The sequence below is a fragment of the Microbacterium sp. 01T413_2 genome (assembly GCF_056398985.1).
The window spans coordinates 145,286-166,269 of sequence record NZ_JBFTQL010000003.1; the positions used below are offsets into that span (position 1 = coordinate 145,286).

Sequence of the window (20,984 nt, forward strand, 5' to 3'; positions counted from 1 at the left end):
GCGGGCCCCCGAGCCGGCTAGGCCTGCAGGTCGGCGGCGATCGCGGCGGCGGCCTCGCGCAGCCGCGGCACGGCGCGCTGGGCGAACTCCTCGGTGACGCGCGCGATCGGACCGGACACGGACACCGCCGTCGGTGTGGGGGCGCCGGGCACGGCCATCGCGTAGCAGCGCACGCCGATCTCCTGCTCCTGCTCGTCGATCGAGTATCCGCGCTCGCGGATCAGATCCAGCTCCTTCAGCAGCGCGTCCACGGTGCCGATGCTGTACTCGGTGGGGGTGGTCATGCCGGTGCGGCCCACGATGCCGCGCACGACGTCGTCATCGAGCTGGGCGAGGATCGCCTTGCCGACGCCGGTGTCGTGCACGTTGGCACGGCGGCCGACCTCGGTGAACATGCGCATGGAGTGCTGCGAGGGCACCTGGGCGACGTACACGACCATGTCGCCGTCGAGCACAGCCATGTTCGCGCTCTCGCCGAGGGCGTCCACCAGGCTCTTCAGCTGCGGGCGGGCGAGCGCGCCGAACTGGCGGGATGCGCCCTCGCCGATGCGGATCAGGCGCGGCCCGAGCGCATAGCGCCGGTTCGGCAGCTGACGCGCATAGCCGAGCGAGACCAGGGTCCGCAGCAGCCGGTGGATGGTCGGAAGAGGGAGGTCCGTCGACGCGGACAGCTCGCTGAGCGTCACATCGCCGCCGGCATCCGTCACGAGCTCGAGCAGCTCGAACACACGCTCGACCGACTGCACGCCCGATCCCGCGCTTCTGCCGGTCTTCGGCTCCGTGACCTTCACGCCTGTGGTGCTCGGATTCTCTGCCATGTCAGCTCCCGTCCTTGGGTAATTCCATCATGCGAGAGTCCCGAGCCGGAAATCCAAGAGGATCCGAATCTCATCTTGCGCGAAACTTCCACGATAGAGATAATAGTGTCCACAATACGAAACTTGTAAACAGTTCATCACCGCAACAGCGCCCGAGGCCTCCGCCCGGGACGCCTCGATGAGGAGGAATCATGGCGAACCCGGGTCCCGGAAATTCGATCACGCTGCGCATTGACGCGCCGTCCAACTTCACCGTCACGAGCGAGCTCGCCGCGGCTGCCGCCGGCGCCGGCGCCGTCGTGACCGCGCTCGACGTCGTCGAGTCGCACCCGTCGACGATCGTCGTCGACCTGACCTGCAACACCACTGGTGAGGAGCACGCCGATCAGGTGCGCGACGCGATCGACGCCCTCGAGGGTGTCACGGTCCGCCTGGTCAGCGACCGCACGTTCCTGATGCACCTGGGCGGCAAGCTCGAGGTCGTGCCGCGCGTGCCGCTGCGCAACCGCGACGACCTCTCCCGCGCGTACACCCCGGGTGTCGCCCGCGTCTGCATGGCCATCGCCGAGGACAAGAGCAAGGCCCGCCAGCTCACCGTCAAGCGCAACACGATCGCCGTCGTCACCGACGGCACGGCCGTGCTGGGCCTGGGCGACATCGGCCCCGAGGCCGCGCTGCCCGTCATGGAGGGCAAGGCCGCGCTGTTCAAGCAGTTCGCGAACGTCGACGCCTGGCCGGTCTGCCTCGACACCAAGGACACCGAGGAGATCATTCAGATCGTCAAGGCGATCGCCCCGGTCTACGGCGGCGTGAACCTCGAGGACATCGCCGCCCCGCGCTGCTTCGAGATCGAGGCGCGGCTGCGCGACGAGCTCGACATCCCCGTCTTCCACGACGACCAGCACGGCACCGCGATCGTCACGCTCGCCGCCCTGCAGAACGCCCTCAAGGTCGTCGACAAGACGATCGGCGAGGTGCGCATCGTCGTCTCGGGCGTCGGCGCCGCCGGCAACGCGATCGTGCAGCTGCTGCTCGCCGAGGGGGCCGTCGACATCGTGGCCTGCGGCCGCAACGGCGCGATCAACCGCGACGAGGAGTACACCGACGCGCACCGCATCGAACTCGCCGCCACCACCAACCCCCGTAACGCCAAGGGCACCCTCAAGGAGGTGCTCGTCGGCGCGGACGTGTTCATCGGCGTGAGCGCTCCGAACGTGCTCGACGAGAACGACATCGCCGGCATGGCCGACGACGCGATCGTGTTCGCGATGGCGAACCCCACCCCCGAGGTCGACCCGATCGTGGCGTCGAAGCACGCGGCCGTCGTCGCCACCGGGCGCAGCGACTTCCCGAACCAGATCAACAACGTGCTGGCGTTCCCCGGGTTCTTCCGCGGCCTCCTCGACGCGGGCGTGTCGGACATCACGCCGCCTATGCTGGTCGCAGCCGCGCAGGCGATCGCCGAGCGGGTCGGAGAGGACGAGCTCAACGCGAGCTTCATCATCCCCAGCGTGTTCGACCCGCTCGTGGCCGGCGCCGTCGCCGAGGCGATCGTGCGCGTCGTCGAGTCGTCGAAGGAGTGAGCCTTTTGTCCGCAGGCACCCTGGGCGAGGCCGACCTCGCCGACATCGACGCCCGCCTCTCCGGCACCGACACGCTGCTGAAGACCGAGTACCCCGGCGATGACGGATCCCGCCAGCCCGTGCACACCCTGTACGTGCCCGCCGACCGGTTCCGGCTCGACCTGCCGGCGCAGTTCGGCCAGACGGCCGCACAGGCCGTGGCGGCCTTCGGCGGCACCGTAGCGCTCGCCCAGGCTGTCGGCCTCGGTGCGCTCGCCGACGAGCTCGCGCCTCTCGTGGACGCCAAGCTCGTCGCCGAGCCGATCGAGGACCTGCGCCTCGACTTCGAGGACGGCTACGGCGCGCGCGGTGACGACGAGGAGGACGCGGATGCGGTCCTCGCCGCCGAGCGGGTGGCTCAGGCCGTCGCCGCCGGCGTCGCGCCCCCGTTCATCGGGATCCGGTTCAAGTGCGTCGAGGCGCCCACGCGCCGGCGCGGGATCCGCACGCTCGACCTCTTCCTGTCGACGCTGGCCGCGAACGGTCCGCTGCCGGACGGCCTGGTGCTGACGCTGCCCAAGGTCACCACGGTCGAGCAGGTCGAGGCGATGGTCTCGCTGTGCGAGCGGTTCGAGGAGCGCCTCGGGCTGCCCGCGGGCCGGCTGCGCTTCGAGGTGCAGATGGAGACGCCGCAGCTCATCGTCGCCGCGGACGGATCCGTTCCGGTCGCGACGCTCCTGCACCGCGCCGACGGTCGGGTGAGTGCGCTGCACTACGGCACCTACGACTACAGCGCCTCGCTGCAGATCGCCGCGGCCTACCAGTCCATGGAGCACCCCGCCGCCGACTTCGCCAAGCAGGTCATGCAGGTGGCGGTCGCCGAGACCGGCGTGCGGATCTCGGACGGATCCACGAACGTGATCCCCGTCGGCGATCCGGACCACGTCATCGAGGCGTGGAAGCTGCACGCCCGCCTGGTGCGGCGCTCGCTCGAGCGCGGCTACTACCAGGGCTGGGACCTGCACGCTGCCCAACTGCCGACTCGGTACCTCGCGACCTACGCGTTCTACCGCGAGGGGTTCGCCGCGGCCGCCAAGCGCCTGGACAACTACCTGCACGGCAGCGACGCCACGATCATGGACGAGCCGGCCACGGCCCGTGCCCTGGCGCGGTTCGTCGTGCGCGGCCTGGAGTGCGGCGCGCTCACGGCCGACGAGGTCCGCTCCGCGACCGGATCCGAGCCCGCAGAGCTGGTCCGCCTCGCACACCCGAAACTCGCAACCAAGGAGGCCGTCTCTTGAGCACCCGCACCTACTACACGCCCGCCGGCGGGCTGCCCCCGCAGACCGACCTGCTCACCGACCGCGCGGTCGTCAAGCTCGCCTACACCTTCATCCCGAAGGGCGTGATGCGCGACATCGTCACCAGCAGCCTGCCCGGGTTCTCGAACACGCGGGCATGGATCATCGCGCGTCCCACGCCGAGCTCCGCGCAGACGTTCTCGCAGCTCATCGTCGAGATCGCGCCCGGGGGAGAGGCGGCCAAGCCCGAGCCGGAGGCCGGAGTGGAGAGCGTGCTCTTCGTGACGACCGGCGAGCTCACCCTCACGCTCGAGGGCGAGCGGCACGTGCTCGAGGCGGGCGGCTACGCCTTCATCGCGCCGGGCGCGCAGTGGTCGCTCGCGAACGAGGGATCCGAGATCACCAGCTTCCACTGGATCCGCAAGGCCTACGAGTACCTCGAGGGCGTCGACGCTCCGGCGTCCTTCGTCACGAGCGACAACGACATCGAGCCGGTCTCGATGCCGGACACCGACGATGTCTGGGCCACCACCCGCTTCTCCGACGCGAGCGACATGGCGCACGACATGCAGGTCAACATCGTGACCTTCAAGCCGGGCGGATCCATCCCGTTCGCCGAGACGCACATCATGGAGCACGGCCTGTTCGTGCTGCAGGGCAAGGCCGTCTACCGGCTCAACGACGACTGGGTCGAGTGCGAGGCCGGCGACTACATGCTGCTGCGCGCGTTCTGCCCGCAGGCCTGCTACGCCGGCGGCCCCGAGGACTTCCGCTACCTGCTGTACAAGGACATGAACCGTCAGATCAAGCTCACCTGACGCTCTGGAGACAGGGCCTGTCGCAGGGCCTCTCGAACGCCGCTCGCCCTCGGGGCGGGCGGCGTTCGTCGTCCCTGGCGGCCCTTCGCCGGGGTCGTTGAGCGAGCGAAGCGAGACGAAACGTCGCACTCTTGCGAGGGCGCCGCGTTTCGTCTCGCTCCTCGCTTCGCTCGGTGCTCGCTCAACGACCGGTTGGCGTGTGCGCTCAACGACTCCGCGGATCCGGATCCGCCGACCCGTTGACATCCGCCACCTTGCGGCCTAAACTTTCATCAATCAAGATTTTATTTCCACAATTCGGAAATGGCCCGAAACCCGAGACAGACATCAAGGACGATCTCATGAGCTACACCGTCAACGCCTCGATCCTGCTGACCGAGCTGCCGATCCTGGAGCGCCCGGCCGCCGCGAAGGCCGCCGGCTTCGACGCCGTGGAGTACTGGTGGCCGTTCTCCGTCGCCGTTCCCGCGCAGGACGAGGTCGACGCGTTCGTCGCCGCGATCCAGGACGCCGGCGTGCAGCTGACGGGTCTGAACTTCTTCGCGGGCGACATGCCGGGCGGCGACCGCGGCCTGGTGTCGTGGGTGGGTCGTGAGGACGAGTTCGCCGCGAACATCGACGTCGTCGTCGAGATCGGCCGCCGCCTCGGCACCAAGGCCTTCAACGCCCTGTACGGCAACCGCCTCGAGGGCGTCGACCCGAAGGCGCAGGACGACCTGGCCGTGCGCAACCTCGCCGCGGCGGGTCGCGCGGTCGCCGAGCTCGGCGGCGTCGTGCTGCTCGAGCCGGTCAGCGGCATGGAGACCTACCCGCTGAAGACGGCGGCCGACGCGCTCGCGATCATCGAGCGCGTGCAGCAGGAGGAGGGCGTCGACAACGTCAAGCTCCTGGCCGACTTCTACCACCTCGCCGTCAACGGCGACGACGTGCCCGCGGTGATCGCCGGCCACGCCGCCGAGTTCGGCCACATCCAGATCGCCGACGCCCCCGGCCGCGGCGAGCCCGGCACCGGCGAGCTGCCGCTCGCGCAGTGGATCGCCGACGCTCAGGCCGGCGGCTACGACGGCGTCATCGGTCTCGAGTACAAGGCCACCCAGGCGGATCCCTTCGCCTGGATCACCACCGCGGCCGCCCAGGCCTGACCCACCAGATTTCCCGCGAAGGAGCGAAGACATGACCCGCATCGCATTCATCGGCCTCGGCATCATGGGCCTGCCCATGGCCAAGAACCTCGTCACCGCCGGCTACGACGTCACGGGCTACAACCGCAGCCAGGAGGCGATCGACAAGCTCGTCGCCGCCGGCGGCACGGGTGCCACAGGCATCGCCGACGCCGTGAAGGACGCCGACGTCATCATCACGATGGTCCCGGACTCCCCGGACGTGGCCGGTGTCGTGCAGGGCCCGGACGGGGTCTTCGCGAACGCGAAGGCCGGCGCGCTCTGGATCGACAACTCCTCGATCCGCCCCGACGTGGCCAAGGAGCTCGCCGAGGAGGCGGTCGCCGCCGGCCTCGGCGTCGTCGACGCCCCCGTCTCCGGCGGCGAGCAGGGTGCGATCGACGCGGTCCTCTCGATCATGGTCGGCGGATCCCCGGATGACTTCGCCAAGGCCGAACCGGTCCTGAACGCGATCGGCAAGACCATCGTGCACGTCGGTCCCGCCGGTGCCGGCCAGACCGTGAAGGCCGCCAACCAGCTCATCGTCGCCGTCAACATCCAGGCGCTCGCTGAGGCGGTCACGTTCCTCGAGGCGTTCGGCGTCGACACGGACGCCGCACTCAAGGTCCTCGGCGGGGGACTCGCCGGATCCAAGGTCCTCGACCAGAAGGGCCAGAAGATGCTGAACCGCGACTTCGCGCCCGGCTTCCGCCTCGCCCTCCACAACAAGGATCTGGGCATCGTCACCTCCGCGGCACGCTCGGTCGGGGTCACCGTCCCGCTCGGCGCCGCTGTCGCACAGCTCGTGAACGCGCTCGTCGCCCGCGGCGACGGGGGCCTGGATCACTCGGGCCTGTTCAAGCTCACCACCGAGCTCTCCGGCAAGAACTGACCCATTTTTCGGGGTCGTTGAGCGAGGACGCCGCAGGCGACCGAGACGAAACGGCGTCACTGACGGGGCACCGCGTTTCGTCTCGCTTCGCTCGCTCAACGACCACAACCCAGACTTAAGGAAACTCCCATGACCCGCATGCGTGCAGTCGACGCGATCGTCCAGATCCTGATCAAGGAAGGCGCGGACGAGGCGTTCGGCCTCCCCGGCGCCGCCATCAACCCCCTCTACTCCGCGATCCGCGCCAACGGCGGCATCCGGCACACCCTCGCCCGCCACGTCGAGGGCGCGAGCCACATGGCCGACGGCTACAGCCGCACCGGCGACGGCCGCATCGGCGTGTGCCTGGGCACCTCCGGCCCCGCCGGCACCGACATGATCACGGGCCTCTACGCCGCGATCGCCGACTCCATCCCGATGCTCTGCATCACCGGTCAGGCGCCGGTGGCGAAGCTCGACAAGGAGGACTTCCAGGCCGTCGACATCGCGTCGATCGCGAAGCCGGTCACGAAGTTCGCCAAGACCGTCCTCGAGGGTGCGCAGGTGCCCGGCGTCTTCCAGTCGGCGTTCCAGATCATGCGCTCCGGCCGCCCCGGCCCGGTGCTGATCGATCTGCCGTTCGACGTGCAGATGACCGAGATCGAGTTCGACATCGACACCTACGAGCCGCTGCCCGTGGCCAAGCCCGTTGCGACCCGCGCGCAGGCCGAGAAGGTGCTCGACCTGCTCGTGGCAGCGAAGCACCCGGCGATCATCGCAGGCGGCGGCATCGTGAACTCGGGCGCTTCGGAGAAGCTCGTCGAGCTCGCCGAGACCCTGGGCGTGCCCGTGTTCCCGACCCTGATGGGCTGGGGAGTGCTCCCCGACGACCACCCGCTCGCCGCGGGCCTGGTCGGCATCCAGACCTCGCAGCGCTACGGCAACGCGAGCTTCCTGGAGAGCGACTTCGTGCTGGGCATCGGAAACCGCTGGGCCAACCGTCACACCGGCGGGCTGGACACGTACCGCAAGGGCCGCACGTTCGTCCACGTCGACATCGAGCCCACCCAGATCGGCCGCGTGTTCGCGCCCGACTACGGCGTGGTCTCCGACGCCGGCGCGTTCATCGACGCGCTGCTCGAGGTCGCCCGCGAGCGCGTCGCCGAGCTGCCCGACTACAACGGCTGGGCCCAGGAGTGCCGCGACCGCAAGGCGCGCCTGCAGCGCAAGACGAACTTCGACAACGTGCCGATGAAGCCGCACCGCGTCTACCAGGAGATGCTGACCGCGTTCGACCGCGACACCACGTTCGTCACCACGATCGGCCTGTCGCAGATCGCCGGCGCGCAGCTGCTGCACGTCTACGGTGCGCGCAAGTGGATCAACGCCGGCCAGGCCGGCCCGCTGGGCTGGACCGGCCCTGCGGCCCTCGGCGTGGTGCGTGGCAAGCCTGGTGAGCAGGTCGTCGCGCTCTCGGGCGACTACGACTTCCAGTTCATGATCGAGGAGCTCGCGGTGGGCGCGCAGCACAAGCTGCCGTACATCCACGTCGTGGTGAACAACAGCTACCTGGGCCTGATCCGTCAGTCGCAGCGCGGCTTCGAGATGGACTACGAGGTGTCGCTCGCGTTCGACAACGTGAACACCCCGCAGGACTCCTCCTCGATCGCCACCGGCTACGGCGTGGACCACGTCAAGGTCGCCGAGGGCCTGGGCGCCAAGGCGCTGCGCGTCGAGCGCCCCGAGGACCTCGCCGCGGGCTTCGCCGAGGCGCAGCGTCTGCGCGACGAGTTCCAGGTGCCGGTGGTGGTCGAGGTGATCCTCGAGCGCGTCACCAACATCGCCATGGGTGCGGATCTCGACACCATGAACGAGTTCGAGGATCTCGCGACGTCGCCCGCCGACGCCCCCGAGGCCATCTACGCCCTGCTCGACTGAGCAGCCGTCCGCCGACCCGTAGCCTGTAGGCGAAGCCGACGAGCCGGAAGTAGAAAGGCCACCATGCGCATCCTGATCGCCTCGGACAAGTTCAAGGGCTCCGCCACCGGACCCGAGGTCGCGGCCGCACTCGCGGCCGGGATCACCGCGACCGCGCCGGGGACCGCCATCGACGCGGTCCCCGTCGCGGACGGTGGAGAGGGTACGGTCGACGCCGCCCTCGCCGCAGGGTTCGAGGCGGTCACCGCGACGGTGACGGGGCCCACGGGGCAGCCCGTCGAGGCGCGCTTCGGCGTGCGGGGGGAGCATGCCATCATCGAGATGGCCGCCGCGAGCGGGCTGGACCAGCTGCCCGGCGGCGTCAAGGACGCCCTTGGCGCCACCAGCCGCGGGACCGGAGAGCTGATCGCGGCGGCGCTGGACCACGGCGCGACCAGCATCGTGCTCGGCATCGGCGGCAGCGCCAACACCGACGGCGGTGCAGGGATGCTGCAGGCGCTCGGCGTCTCGCTGCGGGATGCCGAGGGGCAGGAGCTGCCGGGGGGCGGTGGGGCGCTCGCGCGCATCGCCGCGGTGGACGTGTCGGATCTGGATCCGCGTCTCGCCGGGGTCGAGATCGTGCTCGCGAGCGACGTCGACAACCCGCTGCTCGGCGAGCGTGGCGCTCCGGCGGTGTTCGGCCCGCAGAAGGGGTCGAGCCCCCAGGACGTGGCCGTGCTCGACGCGGCCCTCGCCCGCTACGCCGCGCTGCTCGAGCAGCAGCCCGGAATCCGCGCCGCCACGACACTGCCCGGAGCGGGCGGCGCCGGCGGGGTGGGCTATGCCGCCCTGGCCGCACTCGGTGCCCGGCGCGAGCCCGGCGTGGAGGTCGTGCAGCGCCTCACCGGCCTCGCCGACGCGCTGGGCGCCGGCGATTCCCGGGCCGACCTCGTCATCACCGGCGAGGGCAGCCTGGACGACCAGAGCCTGGGCGGCAAGACCCCGCTCGGCGTGGCCGCGGCTGCGCGCGCGGCGGGCATCCCCGTCATCGCCGTGTGCGGCCGCTCCACGCTGAGCGCCGAGGCGGCCAGGTCGGCCGGGTTCGAGCGCGTGTACGCGCTCAGCGAGCTCGAGCCGGATCCGGCCCGCAGCATGGCCGAGGCCACAGCTCTCCTCACGGAGGTGGGCCGCCGCATCGGCGCCGAGGTCGGCGAGCTCGTGCCGCGGCGCTGAGCGCCCGCCCGTCATCGCCGGGATCCGTCGTCGTGGCAGCGGCGCCGACGTCACCGCCGCGTAGGATCGGAGGTCGGTGAACGATACCGAGGATGTGGTGAACGGTCTCGCAGACGAGGTGGACACATGACGGAGCGCCCGCGTCTGCGTGACGTGGCCGCCCTCGCCGGTGTCTCGCCGACGACGGCCTCGCACGCGTTCAGCGGGCATCGCCCGGTATCGGCCGCGACGAAGGCCGCGGTGCTGAAGGCCGCGTTCGACCTCGGCTTCGTGATGGAGCGCGATGCGGGACAGCGCACCGTCGGCCTGCTGCTGCGCCCGCCCGAGGCCATCCGCGGGTTCGCGTCCGGCTCCGACGCCTTCACCTCCGTCGCCGGCGCGGTGCTGGTCGCGTTGCTGAGCGCCGGGTTCTCCGTCTCCTCGTTCCTCACGCTCGAGGACATCGGCGCCCAGGTCGGCCGGCTCGACGCCTTCGTGCTGCTGCATCCCCGCCGTGGGGACGAGGTGCTCCGTGCGCTCATCGAGCGGGACATCCCGACCGTGACGCTGGATCGGGATCCGGACGACGACGACTTCCCGTGGTGGATCAGCGCCGACCACGTCGCCAACGCGCGCATTCTCCTCGGTCACCTGCTGGAACGAGGGGCGCGGCGCCCGGCGCTGATCGTCGGGTCGACGCAGAACACGTACCTGGAGTCGATTGCCGGCGTCTACGTCCAGGAGATGCGCGCGCGGGGGCTGCCCGTGCTCGTGAGGGAGCTGGAGCCGGTGCGCGGACAGCAGGGCGGCGCGGCGGCGGCCGAGTCGCTGCTGCGCACGCCGACACCTCCCGACGCGTTCCTCACCTCATCGGACGTGTTCGCGGTGGGGGCGATCGAGGCGGTTCAGGCGCGAGGGCTTCGCGTGCCCGACGACGTGCTCGTCGCGAACATGATGGACAGCGTCATCGCCGAACGTGCCGCGGTGCCGATCACGGCGATGAAGGCCAACATGCAGGTCTGGGCGTCGCAGCTGACGCGGCTGCTGGAGCGCCGGCTGAACAGCGCCGCTCCGCTCACGTCGCATCTGCGACTGGAGTTCGATCTGGTGGAACGTGCATCGACACGGCGGCCGGGGTCAGGCGGCGAGTCGGCCCCGTGATCCCGCGCCGGTGGAGCGCCGATGGCGCGGCACGCGAGGGTGCCTGTCCAAATTGTGCAAACGGTGTTGTCGCCTCCGCGTCCGAGCGCGACGATATCTGCATCCGAAACCTTCATTCCGGATTGTGAAATCGAGTGTCGACGGCACTGTCGCCGTCGAGAGGGGTTCAAATCACAATGACGTCCAATGACTACGTCCACGTCCCGAGTCGGAGCTCCGAGGGGCTCGATGAGGCTCCTTCCGGCGTGTTCGCGGTGCAGGCGGGCATCAGTCCGCGCCTGTACAACCGAGACCTCGCTCCCACCAACCGCCAGAGCCGCCACTGGAGCGCGTACAGCATCTTCACCCTCTGGGCGAACGACGTGCACAGCCTCGGCAACTACGCATTCGCGATCGGATTGTTCACCCTCGGCCTCTCCGGCGGGCAGATCCTGGGCGCGCTCGGCTTCGGCGCGTTGTTCCTCTTCCTGCTGCTGACCTTCTCCGGGTTCATGGGCGAGAAGACCGGCGTGCCGTTCCCGGTGATGAGCCGGGTCGCGTTCGGCATCCACGGCGCGCAGATCCCCGGTCTGCTCCGCGGCGGGGTCGCGATCGCCTGGTTCGGCATCCAGACCTACCTCGCCTCCCAGGTGCTGCAGGTCGTGCTGATCGCGATCGCCCCGGGCCTGACGAGCCTGCAGAGCGGAGCCTTCCTCGGACTGTCGGCGCTCGGCTGGATCACCTTCGTCGCGCTGTGGATCATCCAGGTGATCATCGTCAGCTACGGCATGGAGATGATCCGCAAGTACGAGGCCTTCGCAGGCCCGATCATCCTCGCCACCTTCGTGATCCTCGCGATCTGGGTTCTCGTGCAGTCCGGATTCCAGGTCGACTGGGCGCCCACGAAGTCCGCCGGAGGCGCCGACAGCTGGCTGCACATGCTGGGCGCGGCGTCGCTGTGGGTCTCGATCTACGGCACGTTCGTGCTGAACTTCTGCGACTTCACCCGCGGCGCCAAGTCGCGCAAGGCGATCGTGAAGGGCAACTTCTGGGGCATCCCGATCAACATGCTGTTCTTCGGCGTCATCGTCGTGATCCTCACCGGCGGCAGCTTCAAGATCAACGGCACGCTCATCACCTCGCCGTCCGAGATCGTCTCCGCCATCCCGAATACGTTCCTGCTGGTGCTCGCCTCGCTCGCGCTCATCGCCCTGACCATCGCGGTCAACCTGATGGCGAACTTCGTGGCGCCCACCTACGCATTGAACAACCTGTTCCCGCGGCACCTGAACTTCCGCCGCGCCGCGCTGATCTCCGCCGTGATCGGGATCGTGATCACCCCCTGGAACATGTACAACTCCCCGGTCGTGATCGGCGTCTTCCTCGGCGGCCTCGGAGCGCTGCTCGGCCCGCTGTTCGGCATCATCATGGTCGACTACTGGCTGATCAAGAAGCAGCGGGTCAACGTGCCCCAGCTCTACTCGGAGTCCCCGATGGGCGAGTACGCGTACACCAAGGGCTTCAACCCGCGCGCCGTGATCGCACTGATCATCGCCGGCGCGCTGTCGCTGCTGTTCACGTTCCTGCCGGTCTTCCACGCCATCAGCGACTTCTCCTGGTTCGTCGCCGCCGGATCCGCCGCGATCATCTACGCGATCATCGCCGACCGGCGCGGCCCGTTCCACGATGTCGACGGCACCGCGATCGCGGTGGACGTCACCCACTGAGCGCCGGAGAGGAACACTATGCGCATTCTCATAGCGAACGTCAACACCACCGTGGCGATGACCAATGCCATCGCCGAGGCGGCACGCTCCGCCGCGTCACCGGGTACGGAGATCATCGGCCTGACGCCCGACTTCGGCGCCGAGAGCTGCGAAGGCAACTTCGAGAGCTACCTCGCCGCGATCGCGGTCATGGACAAGGTCGTCCGCTATGAGGGCGAGTACGACGCCGTCATCCAGGCCGGCTACGGCGAGCACGGCCGCGAAGGCCTGCAGGAGCTGCTCACCGTACCTGTCGTCGACATCACCGAGGCGGCCGCATCCACCGCGATGTACCTCGGCCGCTCGTACTCCGTGGTGACGACCCTCGACCGGACGGTGCCGCTCATCGAGGACCGGCTGATCCTCGCCGGGCTGCACGATCGGTGCGCGTCGGTGCGCTCCTCGGGTCTCGGCGTGCTCGAGCTGGAGTCGGACCCGGAGCGCGCGGTCGAGGCGATCGCCGCCGAGGCGCAGAAGGCGGTCGAGATCGACCGCGCCGAGGTCATCGTCCTCGGCTGCGGCGGCATGGCCGAGCTCAAGGACCGCGTCGTCGAGTTGTGCGGCGTGCCCGTCGTGGACGGCGTGCAGGCCGCAGTGCAGGTCGCCGAGAGTCTGGTGCGCCTCGGGCTCACCACTTCCAAGGTCCGCACCTATGCCCCGCCCCGGCCGAAGCGCGTCACCGGTTTCCCGGCGACGGCGCGCTGAATCCAGAGCACAATCGAATCACCCACAACCACCCGTCAACCACCTCACAACGCCGGCGACGTCGCCGGCAGAAGGGAATCCGCGGACATGTCCCAGGAGACCGAAGAACACGCCTCGCTCGACCCGACCGGAGAGCACTACGACCTGGTGATCCGCGGCGAGCGGGTGCTCACCAGCTCCGGGATCCGCCCTCGTGAGGTCGGCGTCCGCGGCGGCGTCATCATCGCGATGCAGCCGCTCGGCAACGGCCTCCAGGGTGACGAGATCATCGAGCTCGCCGATGACGAGACGCTCATCCCCGGCCTCGTCGACACGCACGTGCACGTGAACGAGCCCGGCCGCACCGAGTGGGAGGGCTTCTCCTCGGCTACCAAGGCGGCCGCGGCCGGTGGCGTGACCACGATCCTCGACATGCCGCTGAACAGTATCCCGCCGACCATCGACGTGGAGGCGCTGGACATCAAGCGCGACGTCGCCCGCGACCAGGTGCACGTCGACGTGGGCTTCTGGGGCGGTGCCGTGCCGGGCAACGTCGACAAGCTGCGCGGCCTGCACGACGCGGGTGCATTCGGGTTCAAGTGCTTCCTGCTGCACAGCGGCGTGGACGAGTTCCCGCCGCTGGACCCCGACCAGCTCGAGGAGGACATGCGCGAGCTCGCCACGTTCGACTCCGTCATGATCGTGCACGCCGAGGACTCCCGCGCGATCGACCGCGCGCCCAAGCCCGACGGCGACGACTACGCCAAGTTTCTGGCCTCGCGTCCGCGCGGTGCGGAGAACCTCGCGATCGCCGAGGTCATCGAGCGGGCCCGCTGGACCGGCGCCCGCGCGCACATCCTGCACCTGTCCTCCTCGGACGCGCTGCCGATGCTGCGCTCGGCCAAGCACGACGGCATCAAGCTCACGGTCGAGACCTGCCCGCACTACCTCACGCTCACCGCGGAGGAGATCCCGCTCGGCGCGACCGCGTTCAAGTGCTGCCCGCCGATCCGCGAGGCCGGCAACCGCGAGCTGCTCTGGCAGGGCCTGGAGGACGGCACGATCGACTTCATCGTGTCCGACCACTCGCCCTCGACCCTTGACCTCAAGGACCTCGAGAACGGCGACTTCGCCGTGGCCTGGGGCGGCGTCGCGTCGCTGCAGCTCGGGCTGTCGCTGATCTGGACCGAGGCGCGCCAGCGCGGCCTGTCGCTGGAGACCGTGGTGGGGTGGATGAGCGAGAAGCCGGCGCAGTTCGCCGGCCTGACCGGCAAGGGGCGGATCGCGCCCGGCTACGACGCGGACTTCTCGGTCTTCGCCGCCGACGATGCCTACGTGGTGGACGTGACCAAGCTGCACCACAAGAACCCGCTCACCCCGTACAACGGCAAGGCGCTCGCCGGGCGGGTGCGCAAGACCTACCTGCACGGCGAGGAGATCGACTTCGCCACTCCGCGCGGCCGCCTGCTGCGCCGCGGCATGGCCGAGGTCGGCTGACACCTCGTCCCTTCACCGCGTCGTCCCCGCCGGTGCCGCCCGTGGCGTGCTCCGGCGGGGATCGCACAGTGAGAGGTGCTTCGAAGCTCGTCGACGATGTGCGGACAACGGCGTCCCTCATCGTCGGCGGATCCTGGTGATCCTGAACGGCGGATGCCGGCCCGATTCTGTATCGGGCCGGCATTTTCGCGTGCTCCGAGGTCTTGTCCCGCGAGACCGGCGTTGTCGCCCCCGGCCGACCGGAGTCGCGCCCAGCCGGGCGGGGCGCCGCGCAATGCGGCTCAGACGCGCGCCGTCTTCACAGCTTCTCCTGCAGAACCGGGATCTCCTGCGAGATCGCGGCCGGTTCCGACGCGGGCGTCGCGGCTGCGCCGTCGATCGTGCCGTCCGAGATACCCTCGGCCTCGCCCTCGAACACGGGCACCTGCGGGTCGCGCTTCTCGAGCAGCACGAAGGAGAAGTATCCGAGCGCGCAGCCGATGAACCAGGTGTAGTTCCCGATCCACGCCACGTCGAAGGCGCCGAGGTCGGCGAACAGCTTGGGGAACACGCCCAGGATCACGGTGGGGATACCGGCGATCAGGATCGCCTTCACGCCGTTGGGGTTGTAGCCGTTGCGGTACCAGTACGGACCCTTCGCGTCCATCGTGTACATCGCGTCGACCTTGATCCGCTGGTGAGCGGCCACGTAGTAGCCGGCAATGAGGATGCCGAACAGGGGGCCGATCAGTGCGCCGAGCACGCCGAGCGTGTAGTGGATGGCGGTGTCGTTGGAGTACCAGTTCCACGGCGTGAGGATCACCGATCCGACGGCGGCGATCATGCCGCCCATCCGCCAGGAGATGCGGTGCGGAGCGACATTGGAGAAGTCGAAGGCGGGGGAGATGAAGTTCGCGACGATGTTGATGCCCACCGTGGCGATCACGAAGGTGAGCCCGCCGAGCAGGATCGCGAAGACGCTGTCGATCTTCTCGACGGTCTTGATCGGATCCGTGATGAGCTCGCCGAACACCGGCACGGTGGCCGAGGCGGTGATCACGACCAGCAGCGAGAAGAACAAGAAGTTGATCGGAAGACCGAGGAAGTTGCCGCGCTTGACGGCGGCGAACGAGCGGCCGTACCGCGCGAAGTCGCCGAAGTTCAGCATCGGGCCGGAGAAGTACGACACCACGATCGCGATCGCGGTGGCCATGACCGGCAGCGAAGACCAGAAGTCCAGCGGCTTGCCGGCCGAGAGGTCGAAGCTGATGTGGCCCCATCCCGCCTGCGAGACCAGGTAGATCGCAAGGACGATCATCACGACGTACACCGCCGGCCCGGCGTAGTCGATGAAGCGCCGGATGACTTCCATGCCGCGCCAGAACAGCGCCGCCTGAGCAACCCAGAGGATCGCATACGAGATCCAGCCCAGTGCCGACAGGCCGAGGAACGAGTGATTCACCAGGTCGTGGGTGCCCGGCACGAACTTCAGCAGCACGATGTTCAACGACTCGGCGGCGAGGAAGGTCTGCACCCCGTACCAGGCGATCGCGATGAGACCGCGGATGATGGCGGGGATGTTCGCGCCCCGGATCCCGAAGATGGCGCGGTTGATCACGGGGTAGGGCACGCCGGTCTTCTGGCTGGGCTTGGCGACGAGGTTGGCGAACACCTGGACGATGACGATGCCTGCGACGAGCGCCACCAGCACCTGCCAGCTGGCGAGGCCGAGCGCGAACAGCGAGCCGGCCGTGAGGTAGCCGCCGACCGAGTGCACATCGGACATCCAGAACGCGAAGATGTTGTACGCGCTCCAGCCCTGCTTGCGCAGAGGCGCGAGATCCTCGTTGGCGAGACGGAGGTCGTACTCGGGCTTCATATTGCCTGCTCCGACCGGAAGGCCGGCCGCCTCGACGATGTCGTGCGGCTTGGTCTCGGGGGCGGCAGAGCTCGCGGAAGGGGGAGGGGGAGGAGTCATCTCGGGGTGCCTTTCGGGAAGGTCCGCCGAGTCCGTCGGCGCCGCGGGTGATGCAGGGATCGCGCCTTCGAGACCTTGAGATGAAGCTATTGATGCGCTCTCCGTCACGGGTTTCCTCCGTGTAACGGCGACGTTAAGTTCGCCCGCCCGGTCTCTTGCCCGGGAACGTTCGATCCGGTAAAGTTGAGTCTTATCAACTCAACTTTCAAGAGTCGGATCCGATCCGGCTCTTGCGCCTCACATGCAAGGAGAACCCAGGAGGACGAATGGCCACCCCTCAGACGGCACAGCAGGACGAGCAGCAGTCGGCGCTCGAGCAGTTCGGCATCAACCTCACCGATCGCGCCCGCCAGGGCAAGCTCGATCCGGTGATCGGACGCGATGCGGAGATCCGCCGCGTGAGCCAGGTGCTCACCCGCCGCACCAAGAACAACCCGGTGCTGATCGGCGAGCCCGGCGTCGGCAAGACCGCCGTGGTCGAGGGCCTCGCGCAGCGCATCGTCGCCGGCGACGTGGCCGAGTCGCTCAAGGACAAGGAGCTGGTGTCGCTGGACATCTCCGCCCTCGTCGCCGGCGCCATGTACCGCGGCCAGTTCGAGGAGCGCCTGAAGAGCGTGCTCAAGGAGATCACCGAGTCCGACGGCCGCGTCATCACGTTCATCGACGAGCTGCACGTGCTCATGGGCGCGGGCGGGGGCGAGGGATCCGTCGCCGCCTCCAACATGCTCAAGCCCATGCTCGCCCGCGGCGAGCTGCGCCTCATCGGCGCGACCACGCTCAACGAGTACCGCGAGTTCATCGAGAAGGATGCGGCGCTCGAGCGCCGGTTCCAGCAGGTCTACGTGGGAGAGCCCTCGGTCGAGGACTCGATCGCGATCCTGCGCGGGCTCAAGGGCCGCTACGAGGCGCACCACGGGGTGACCATCAGCGACTCCGCGCTGGTCGCCGCGGCAGCGCTGTCGAACCGCTACCTGCCGAGCCGGCAGCTGCCGGACAAGGCCATCGACCTCATCGACGAGGCCATGAGCCGGCTCAAGATGGAGATCGACTCGAGCCCCGTAGAGATCGACCAGCTCAAGAGGTCGGTCGACCGGATGCGGCTCGAAGAGCTCGCGCTGAAGAAGGAGAAGGATGCGGCCTCGAAGGAGCGCCTCGCGAAGCTCCGGGAGCAGATGGGTGAGGCAGAGGCCGAGCTCGCCGGCCTCGAGGCCCGCTGGGAGCGCGAGCGCGGCGGGCTGAACCGGGTGGGCGAACTCAAGAAGCGCCTCGACGAGGCGTTCACCGAGCGCGACAGGGCGCTGCGCGACGCCGACTACGTGAAGGCGTCGAAGCTCGAGTACGAGACGATCAAGCAGCTGCAAGCCGACCTCGCCGAGGCCGAGCGCCAGGCGGACGCCGTGAGCGACGAGCCGCGCATGGTCAACGAGCAGGTCACCGACGAGGACATCGCCGCGGTGATCGCAGCCTGGACGGGGATCCCCGTGGGCCGGCTGCTGCAGGGCGAGAGTGAGAAGCTCCTGCACCTGGAGCGCGAGCTCGGCCGGCGTCTGATCGGTCAGAAGGAGGCGGTGACCGCCGTCTCCGACGCCGTGCGCCGCTCCCGCGCCGGGATCAGCGACCCCGGTCGTCCCACCGGATCCTTCCTGTTCGTGGGCCCCACCGGCGTCGGCAAGACCGAGCTGGCCAAGGCGCTCGCCGAGTTCCTCTTCGACGACGAGCACGCCATGGTGCGCATCGACATGTCGGAGTACGGCGAGAAGCACTCGGTCTCCCGGCTCGTCGGCGCCCCTCCGGGGTACGTCGGCTACGAGCAGGGCGGTCAGCTCACCGAGGCCGTGCGGCGGCGCCCCTACAGCGTCGTGCTGCTGGACGAGGTCGAGAAGGCCCACCCCGAGGTCTTCGACGTGCTGCTGCAGGTCATGGACGACGGCCGTCTCACCGACGGACAGGGCCGCACGGTCGACTTCTCGAACGTCATCCTGATCCTCACGAGCAACATCGGATCCCCGATCCTGATCGACCCGACCCTCTCGCCCGACGAGAAGCGCGAGGCCGTGATGGCGCTCGTGCGGCAGGCGTTCAAGCCCGAGTTCATCAACCGTCTCGACGACATCGTGATGTTCTCCGCGCTCACCGAGGACGACCTCGCCCAGATTGTGGAGCTCACGATCGACCAGCTGCAGCGCCGCCTCGCCGACCGCCGGCTGACGCTCGCCGTCACCCCGGATGCGCGCGCCTGGCTGGCCGAGCGTGGCTACGACCCCGTGTTCGGGGCCCGGCCGCTGCGGCGCCTGATCCAGAACGAGGTGCAGAACCGGCTGGCGTCGGCGCTGCTCTCCGGCCGCGTGCACGACGGCGACATCGTGCGGGTGGATGTCGCCGCCGATGGATCCTCGCTGGTCCTCACCAGTGATGGCCCCACCGCGCCGCGGGAGGCGGACACGGGCTCGGACGACGAGACGATCGAGGCCGAGCTGCTCGACGACTGACACGCGGCGCCGTCACGCCAGGGGCCCGGATCTTCCTGATCCGGGCCCCTTTTCCGTGCTTGCACGGTGGCGATCGGGCGGAGCATATATCCGCATTACGGAAAATATCATCCGAGATTCGGAAAAAAGTCTTGACTCTCGACGAGTGCTCCCGTTAGCCTGAGGGGGTCTCCAGAGCTGGAGATGCACCTGGACCAACAGCATCCGCCCCGCTCGCGAGGCGGACGGAGCGCCCGCACCGCATCGCCACACCGGCGATGCATGACGGCCGGCGCTCAGCTCACCCGGTGCCTGCACCCGACGAAGAGGTCGAATTGACTACCAAGCAGAAGAAGGAGTTCGTCCGCCCCGAGGACGAGCGACTGCCGATCGGCGCGACCATCGGCTACGGCATCCAGCACGTGCTCACGATGTACGGCGGCATCATCGCCCCGCCGCTCATCATCGGGCAGATCGCGGGTCTCAAGCCCGCCGAGATCGGCGTCCTCATCGCCGCGTGCCTGTTCATGGGCGGACTCGCCACGATCCTGCAGACCGTCGGCATCCCGTTCTTCGGATCGCAGCTGCCGCTCGTGCAGGGCGTCTCGTTCGCCGGCGTCGCCACGATGGGCGCGATCGTCACGAGCGGCGGCGGGCTGCCGTCGGTGTTCGGATCCGTCATCGCGGCCTCGGTGATCGGCTTGTTGATCGCCCCGGTGTTCGCCACGATCATCCGGTTCTTCCCCCCGGTCGTGACGGGAACGGTCATCACCACGATCGGTCTCAGCCTGCTGCCCGTCGCCGCCGGCTGGATCTACGGTCCCGGTGCGAACCCGGCGGACGGCGCGCTGCCGGAGAACCTGCTGCTGGCGGCCATCACCCTCGTGATCGTGCTCGTGCTCAGCAAGATCCCGGTGGGCGCGATCTCGCGGCTCGCGATCCTGCTCGCGATCGTGCTCGGCACCATCGTCGCGGTCTTCCTCGGCAAGGCGGACTTCAGCAAGGTGGGTCAGGGCGAGATCTTCGCTCTCCCGCAGATCTTCGGATTCGGCCCGCCGACGTTCGAGATCGCCGCCATCATCTCGATGTTCATCGTGATCCTGGTGACGCTGACCGAGACCACCGCCGACATCCTCGCCGTGGCCGACATCGTGGGCACCAAGGTCGACTCCAAGCGCATCGCCGCGGGCCTGCGCGCCGACATGCTCTCCAGCGCCATCTCGCCGATCTTCGGCACGTTCACGCAGTCCGCGTTCGCGCAGAACGTCGGCCTGGTCGCGATCACCGGCGTCAAGAGCCGCTTCGTGGTCACCGCCGGCGGTGGCGTGCTCGTCATCCTGGGTCTGCTGCCCGTGCTCGGCCGGGTCGTCGGCGCCATCCCGCAGCCCGTCCTCGGCGGCGCTGGCCTGGTGCTGTTCGGATCGGTCGCGGCCTCGGGCATCCGGACGCTCGCCAAGGTCGAGTACAAGGACAACATGAACCTCGTGATCGTCGCGACGTCGCTCGCGGTGGGCATGCTCCCGATCGCGAAGCCGGACATCTACCACGCGATGCCCGCCTGGTTCGTGACGATCTTCCACTCCGGCATCAGCTCGGCGGCGGTCACCGCGATCCTGCTGAACCTGCTGTTCAACCACCTCGGCAGCGCCAAGCGCAAGAACGCCTTCGTGTCGGCGCCGACGCGCAGCATCCCGGTCGCGTACCTGGACGCCTTCGAAGACGGCGACTCGATCATCGACGGCAAGATCGTCGACCGCGACGGCAACGAGGTCGCGGTCGAGCGTCCGTCGCACTGACCCTGGACCCGCGAGAC

At 69.0% G+C, this 20,984-nt stretch carries 15 protein-coding genes; 13 read left to right on the plus strand and 2 right to left on the minus strand.

Annotated elements, in window-relative coordinates; genetic code table 11:
* Window positions 1-17: 17 nt before the first annotated feature.
* Window positions 18-818 carry an IclR family transcriptional regulator gene (locus AC1DMN_RS03335; protein WP_477230169.1) on the minus strand — a complete coding sequence of 267 codons (801 nt, stop codon included), beginning with the start codon at window positions 816-818 and terminating at the stop codon, window positions 18-20.
* A 191-nt stretch (window positions 819-1,009) separates the two neighbouring features.
* Between AC1DMN_RS03335 and AC1DMN_RS03340 the strand changes: the two genes are divergently transcribed.
* The 11 genes from AC1DMN_RS03340 to allB all read left to right on the plus strand — a co-directional run bounded on the left by AC1DMN_RS03340 (window position 1,010) and on the right by allB (window position 14,746).
* Window positions 1,010-2,401: an NAD-dependent malic enzyme gene (locus AC1DMN_RS03340; protein ID WP_440734409.1), complete on the plus strand. Its 1,392-nt coding sequence runs from the start codon at window positions 1,010-1,012 to the stop codon at window positions 2,399-2,401.
* A 5-nt stretch (window positions 2,402-2,406) separates the two neighbouring features.
* Window positions 2,407-3,681, plus strand: coding sequence for a DUF6986 family protein (locus AC1DMN_RS03345; RefSeq protein ID WP_477230170.1), 1,275 nt, complete (start codon window positions 2,407-2,409; stop codon window positions 3,679-3,681).
* On the plus strand, window positions 3,678-4,499 hold the full coding sequence (locus AC1DMN_RS03350) for a bifunctional allantoicase/(S)-ureidoglycine aminohydrolase (protein WP_441977929.1): 822 nt from the start codon (window positions 3,678-3,680) through the stop codon (window positions 4,497-4,499). The genes AC1DMN_RS03345 and AC1DMN_RS03350 overlap by 4 nt, the downstream gene beginning before the upstream one ends.
* A 341-nt stretch (window positions 4,500-4,840) precedes the next feature.
* Window positions 4,841-5,641 (plus strand): hydroxypyruvate isomerase family protein, encoded by an 801-nt coding sequence (locus AC1DMN_RS03355; RefSeq protein WP_477230171.1) that lies wholly within the window; start codon window positions 4,841-4,843, stop codon window positions 5,639-5,641.
* A 31-nt stretch (window positions 5,642-5,672) separates the two neighbouring features.
* Window positions 5,673-6,551 carry a 2-hydroxy-3-oxopropionate reductase gene (locus AC1DMN_RS03360; RefSeq protein ID WP_477230172.1) on the plus strand — a complete coding sequence of 293 codons (879 nt, stop codon included), beginning with the start codon at window positions 5,673-5,675 and terminating at the stop codon, window positions 6,549-6,551.
* 129 nt (window positions 6,552-6,680) lie between these two features.
* The gene (gcl, locus tag AC1DMN_RS03365; protein WP_477230173.1) at window positions 6,681-8,468 is read left to right on the plus strand and encodes a glyoxylate carboligase; all 1,788 of its coding nucleotides are present in this window, start codon (window positions 6,681-6,683) and stop codon (window positions 8,466-8,468) included.
* A 63-nt stretch (window positions 8,469-8,531) separates the two neighbouring features.
* Window positions 8,532-9,680: a glycerate kinase gene (locus AC1DMN_RS03370; RefSeq protein WP_477230174.1), complete on the plus strand. Its 1,149-nt coding sequence runs from the start codon at window positions 8,532-8,534 to the stop codon at window positions 9,678-9,680.
* Between the two features lie 126 nt (window positions 9,681-9,806).
* Window positions 9,807-10,820, plus strand: a complete 1,014-nt coding sequence (locus tag AC1DMN_RS03375; RefSeq protein ID WP_477230175.1) for a LacI family DNA-binding transcriptional regulator — start codon at window positions 9,807-9,809, stop codon at window positions 10,818-10,820.
* A gap of 176 nt (window positions 10,821-10,996) precedes the next feature.
* Complete coding sequence (locus AC1DMN_RS03380; RefSeq protein ID WP_477230176.1) at window positions 10,997-12,526, plus strand: NCS1 family nucleobase:cation symporter-1; 1,530 nt, start codon at window positions 10,997-10,999, stop codon at window positions 12,524-12,526.
* Between the two features lie 18 nt (window positions 12,527-12,544).
* Window positions 12,545-13,270 (plus strand): aspartate/glutamate racemase family protein, encoded by a 726-nt coding sequence (locus AC1DMN_RS03385; protein WP_477230177.1) that lies wholly within the window; start codon window positions 12,545-12,547, stop codon window positions 13,268-13,270.
* A gap of 87 nt (window positions 13,271-13,357) precedes the next feature.
* The gene (gene allB / locus AC1DMN_RS03390) at window positions 13,358-14,746 is read left to right on the plus strand and encodes an allantoinase AllB (RefSeq protein WP_477230178.1); all 1,389 of its coding nucleotides are present in this window, start codon (window positions 13,358-13,360) and stop codon (window positions 14,744-14,746) included.
* A 298-nt stretch (window positions 14,747-15,044) separates the two neighbouring features.
* Here the strand turns inward: allB and AC1DMN_RS03395 are convergent, their stop codons facing one another.
* On the minus strand, window positions 15,045-16,703 hold the full coding sequence (locus AC1DMN_RS03395) for an NCS1 family nucleobase:cation symporter-1 (RefSeq protein ID WP_477230179.1): 1,659 nt from the start codon (window positions 16,701-16,703) through the stop codon (window positions 15,045-15,047).
* Between the two features lie 266 nt (window positions 16,704-16,969).
* Here AC1DMN_RS03395 and AC1DMN_RS03400 point away from each other — a divergent pair, with 266 nt between their 5' ends.
* Together AC1DMN_RS03400 and AC1DMN_RS03405 are read left to right on the plus strand one after the other, a co-directional pair.
* Window positions 16,970-19,192, plus strand: coding sequence for an ATP-dependent Clp protease ATP-binding subunit (locus tag AC1DMN_RS03400; protein WP_477230180.1), 2,223 nt, complete (start codon window positions 16,970-16,972; stop codon window positions 19,190-19,192).
* A 287-nt stretch (window positions 19,193-19,479) separates the two neighbouring features.
* Window positions 19,480-20,967, plus strand: coding sequence for a nucleobase:cation symporter-2 family protein (locus AC1DMN_RS03405; RefSeq protein ID WP_477230181.1), 1,488 nt, complete (start codon window positions 19,480-19,482; stop codon window positions 20,965-20,967).
* The last annotated feature ends 17 nt before the right edge of the window (window positions 20,968-20,984 follow it).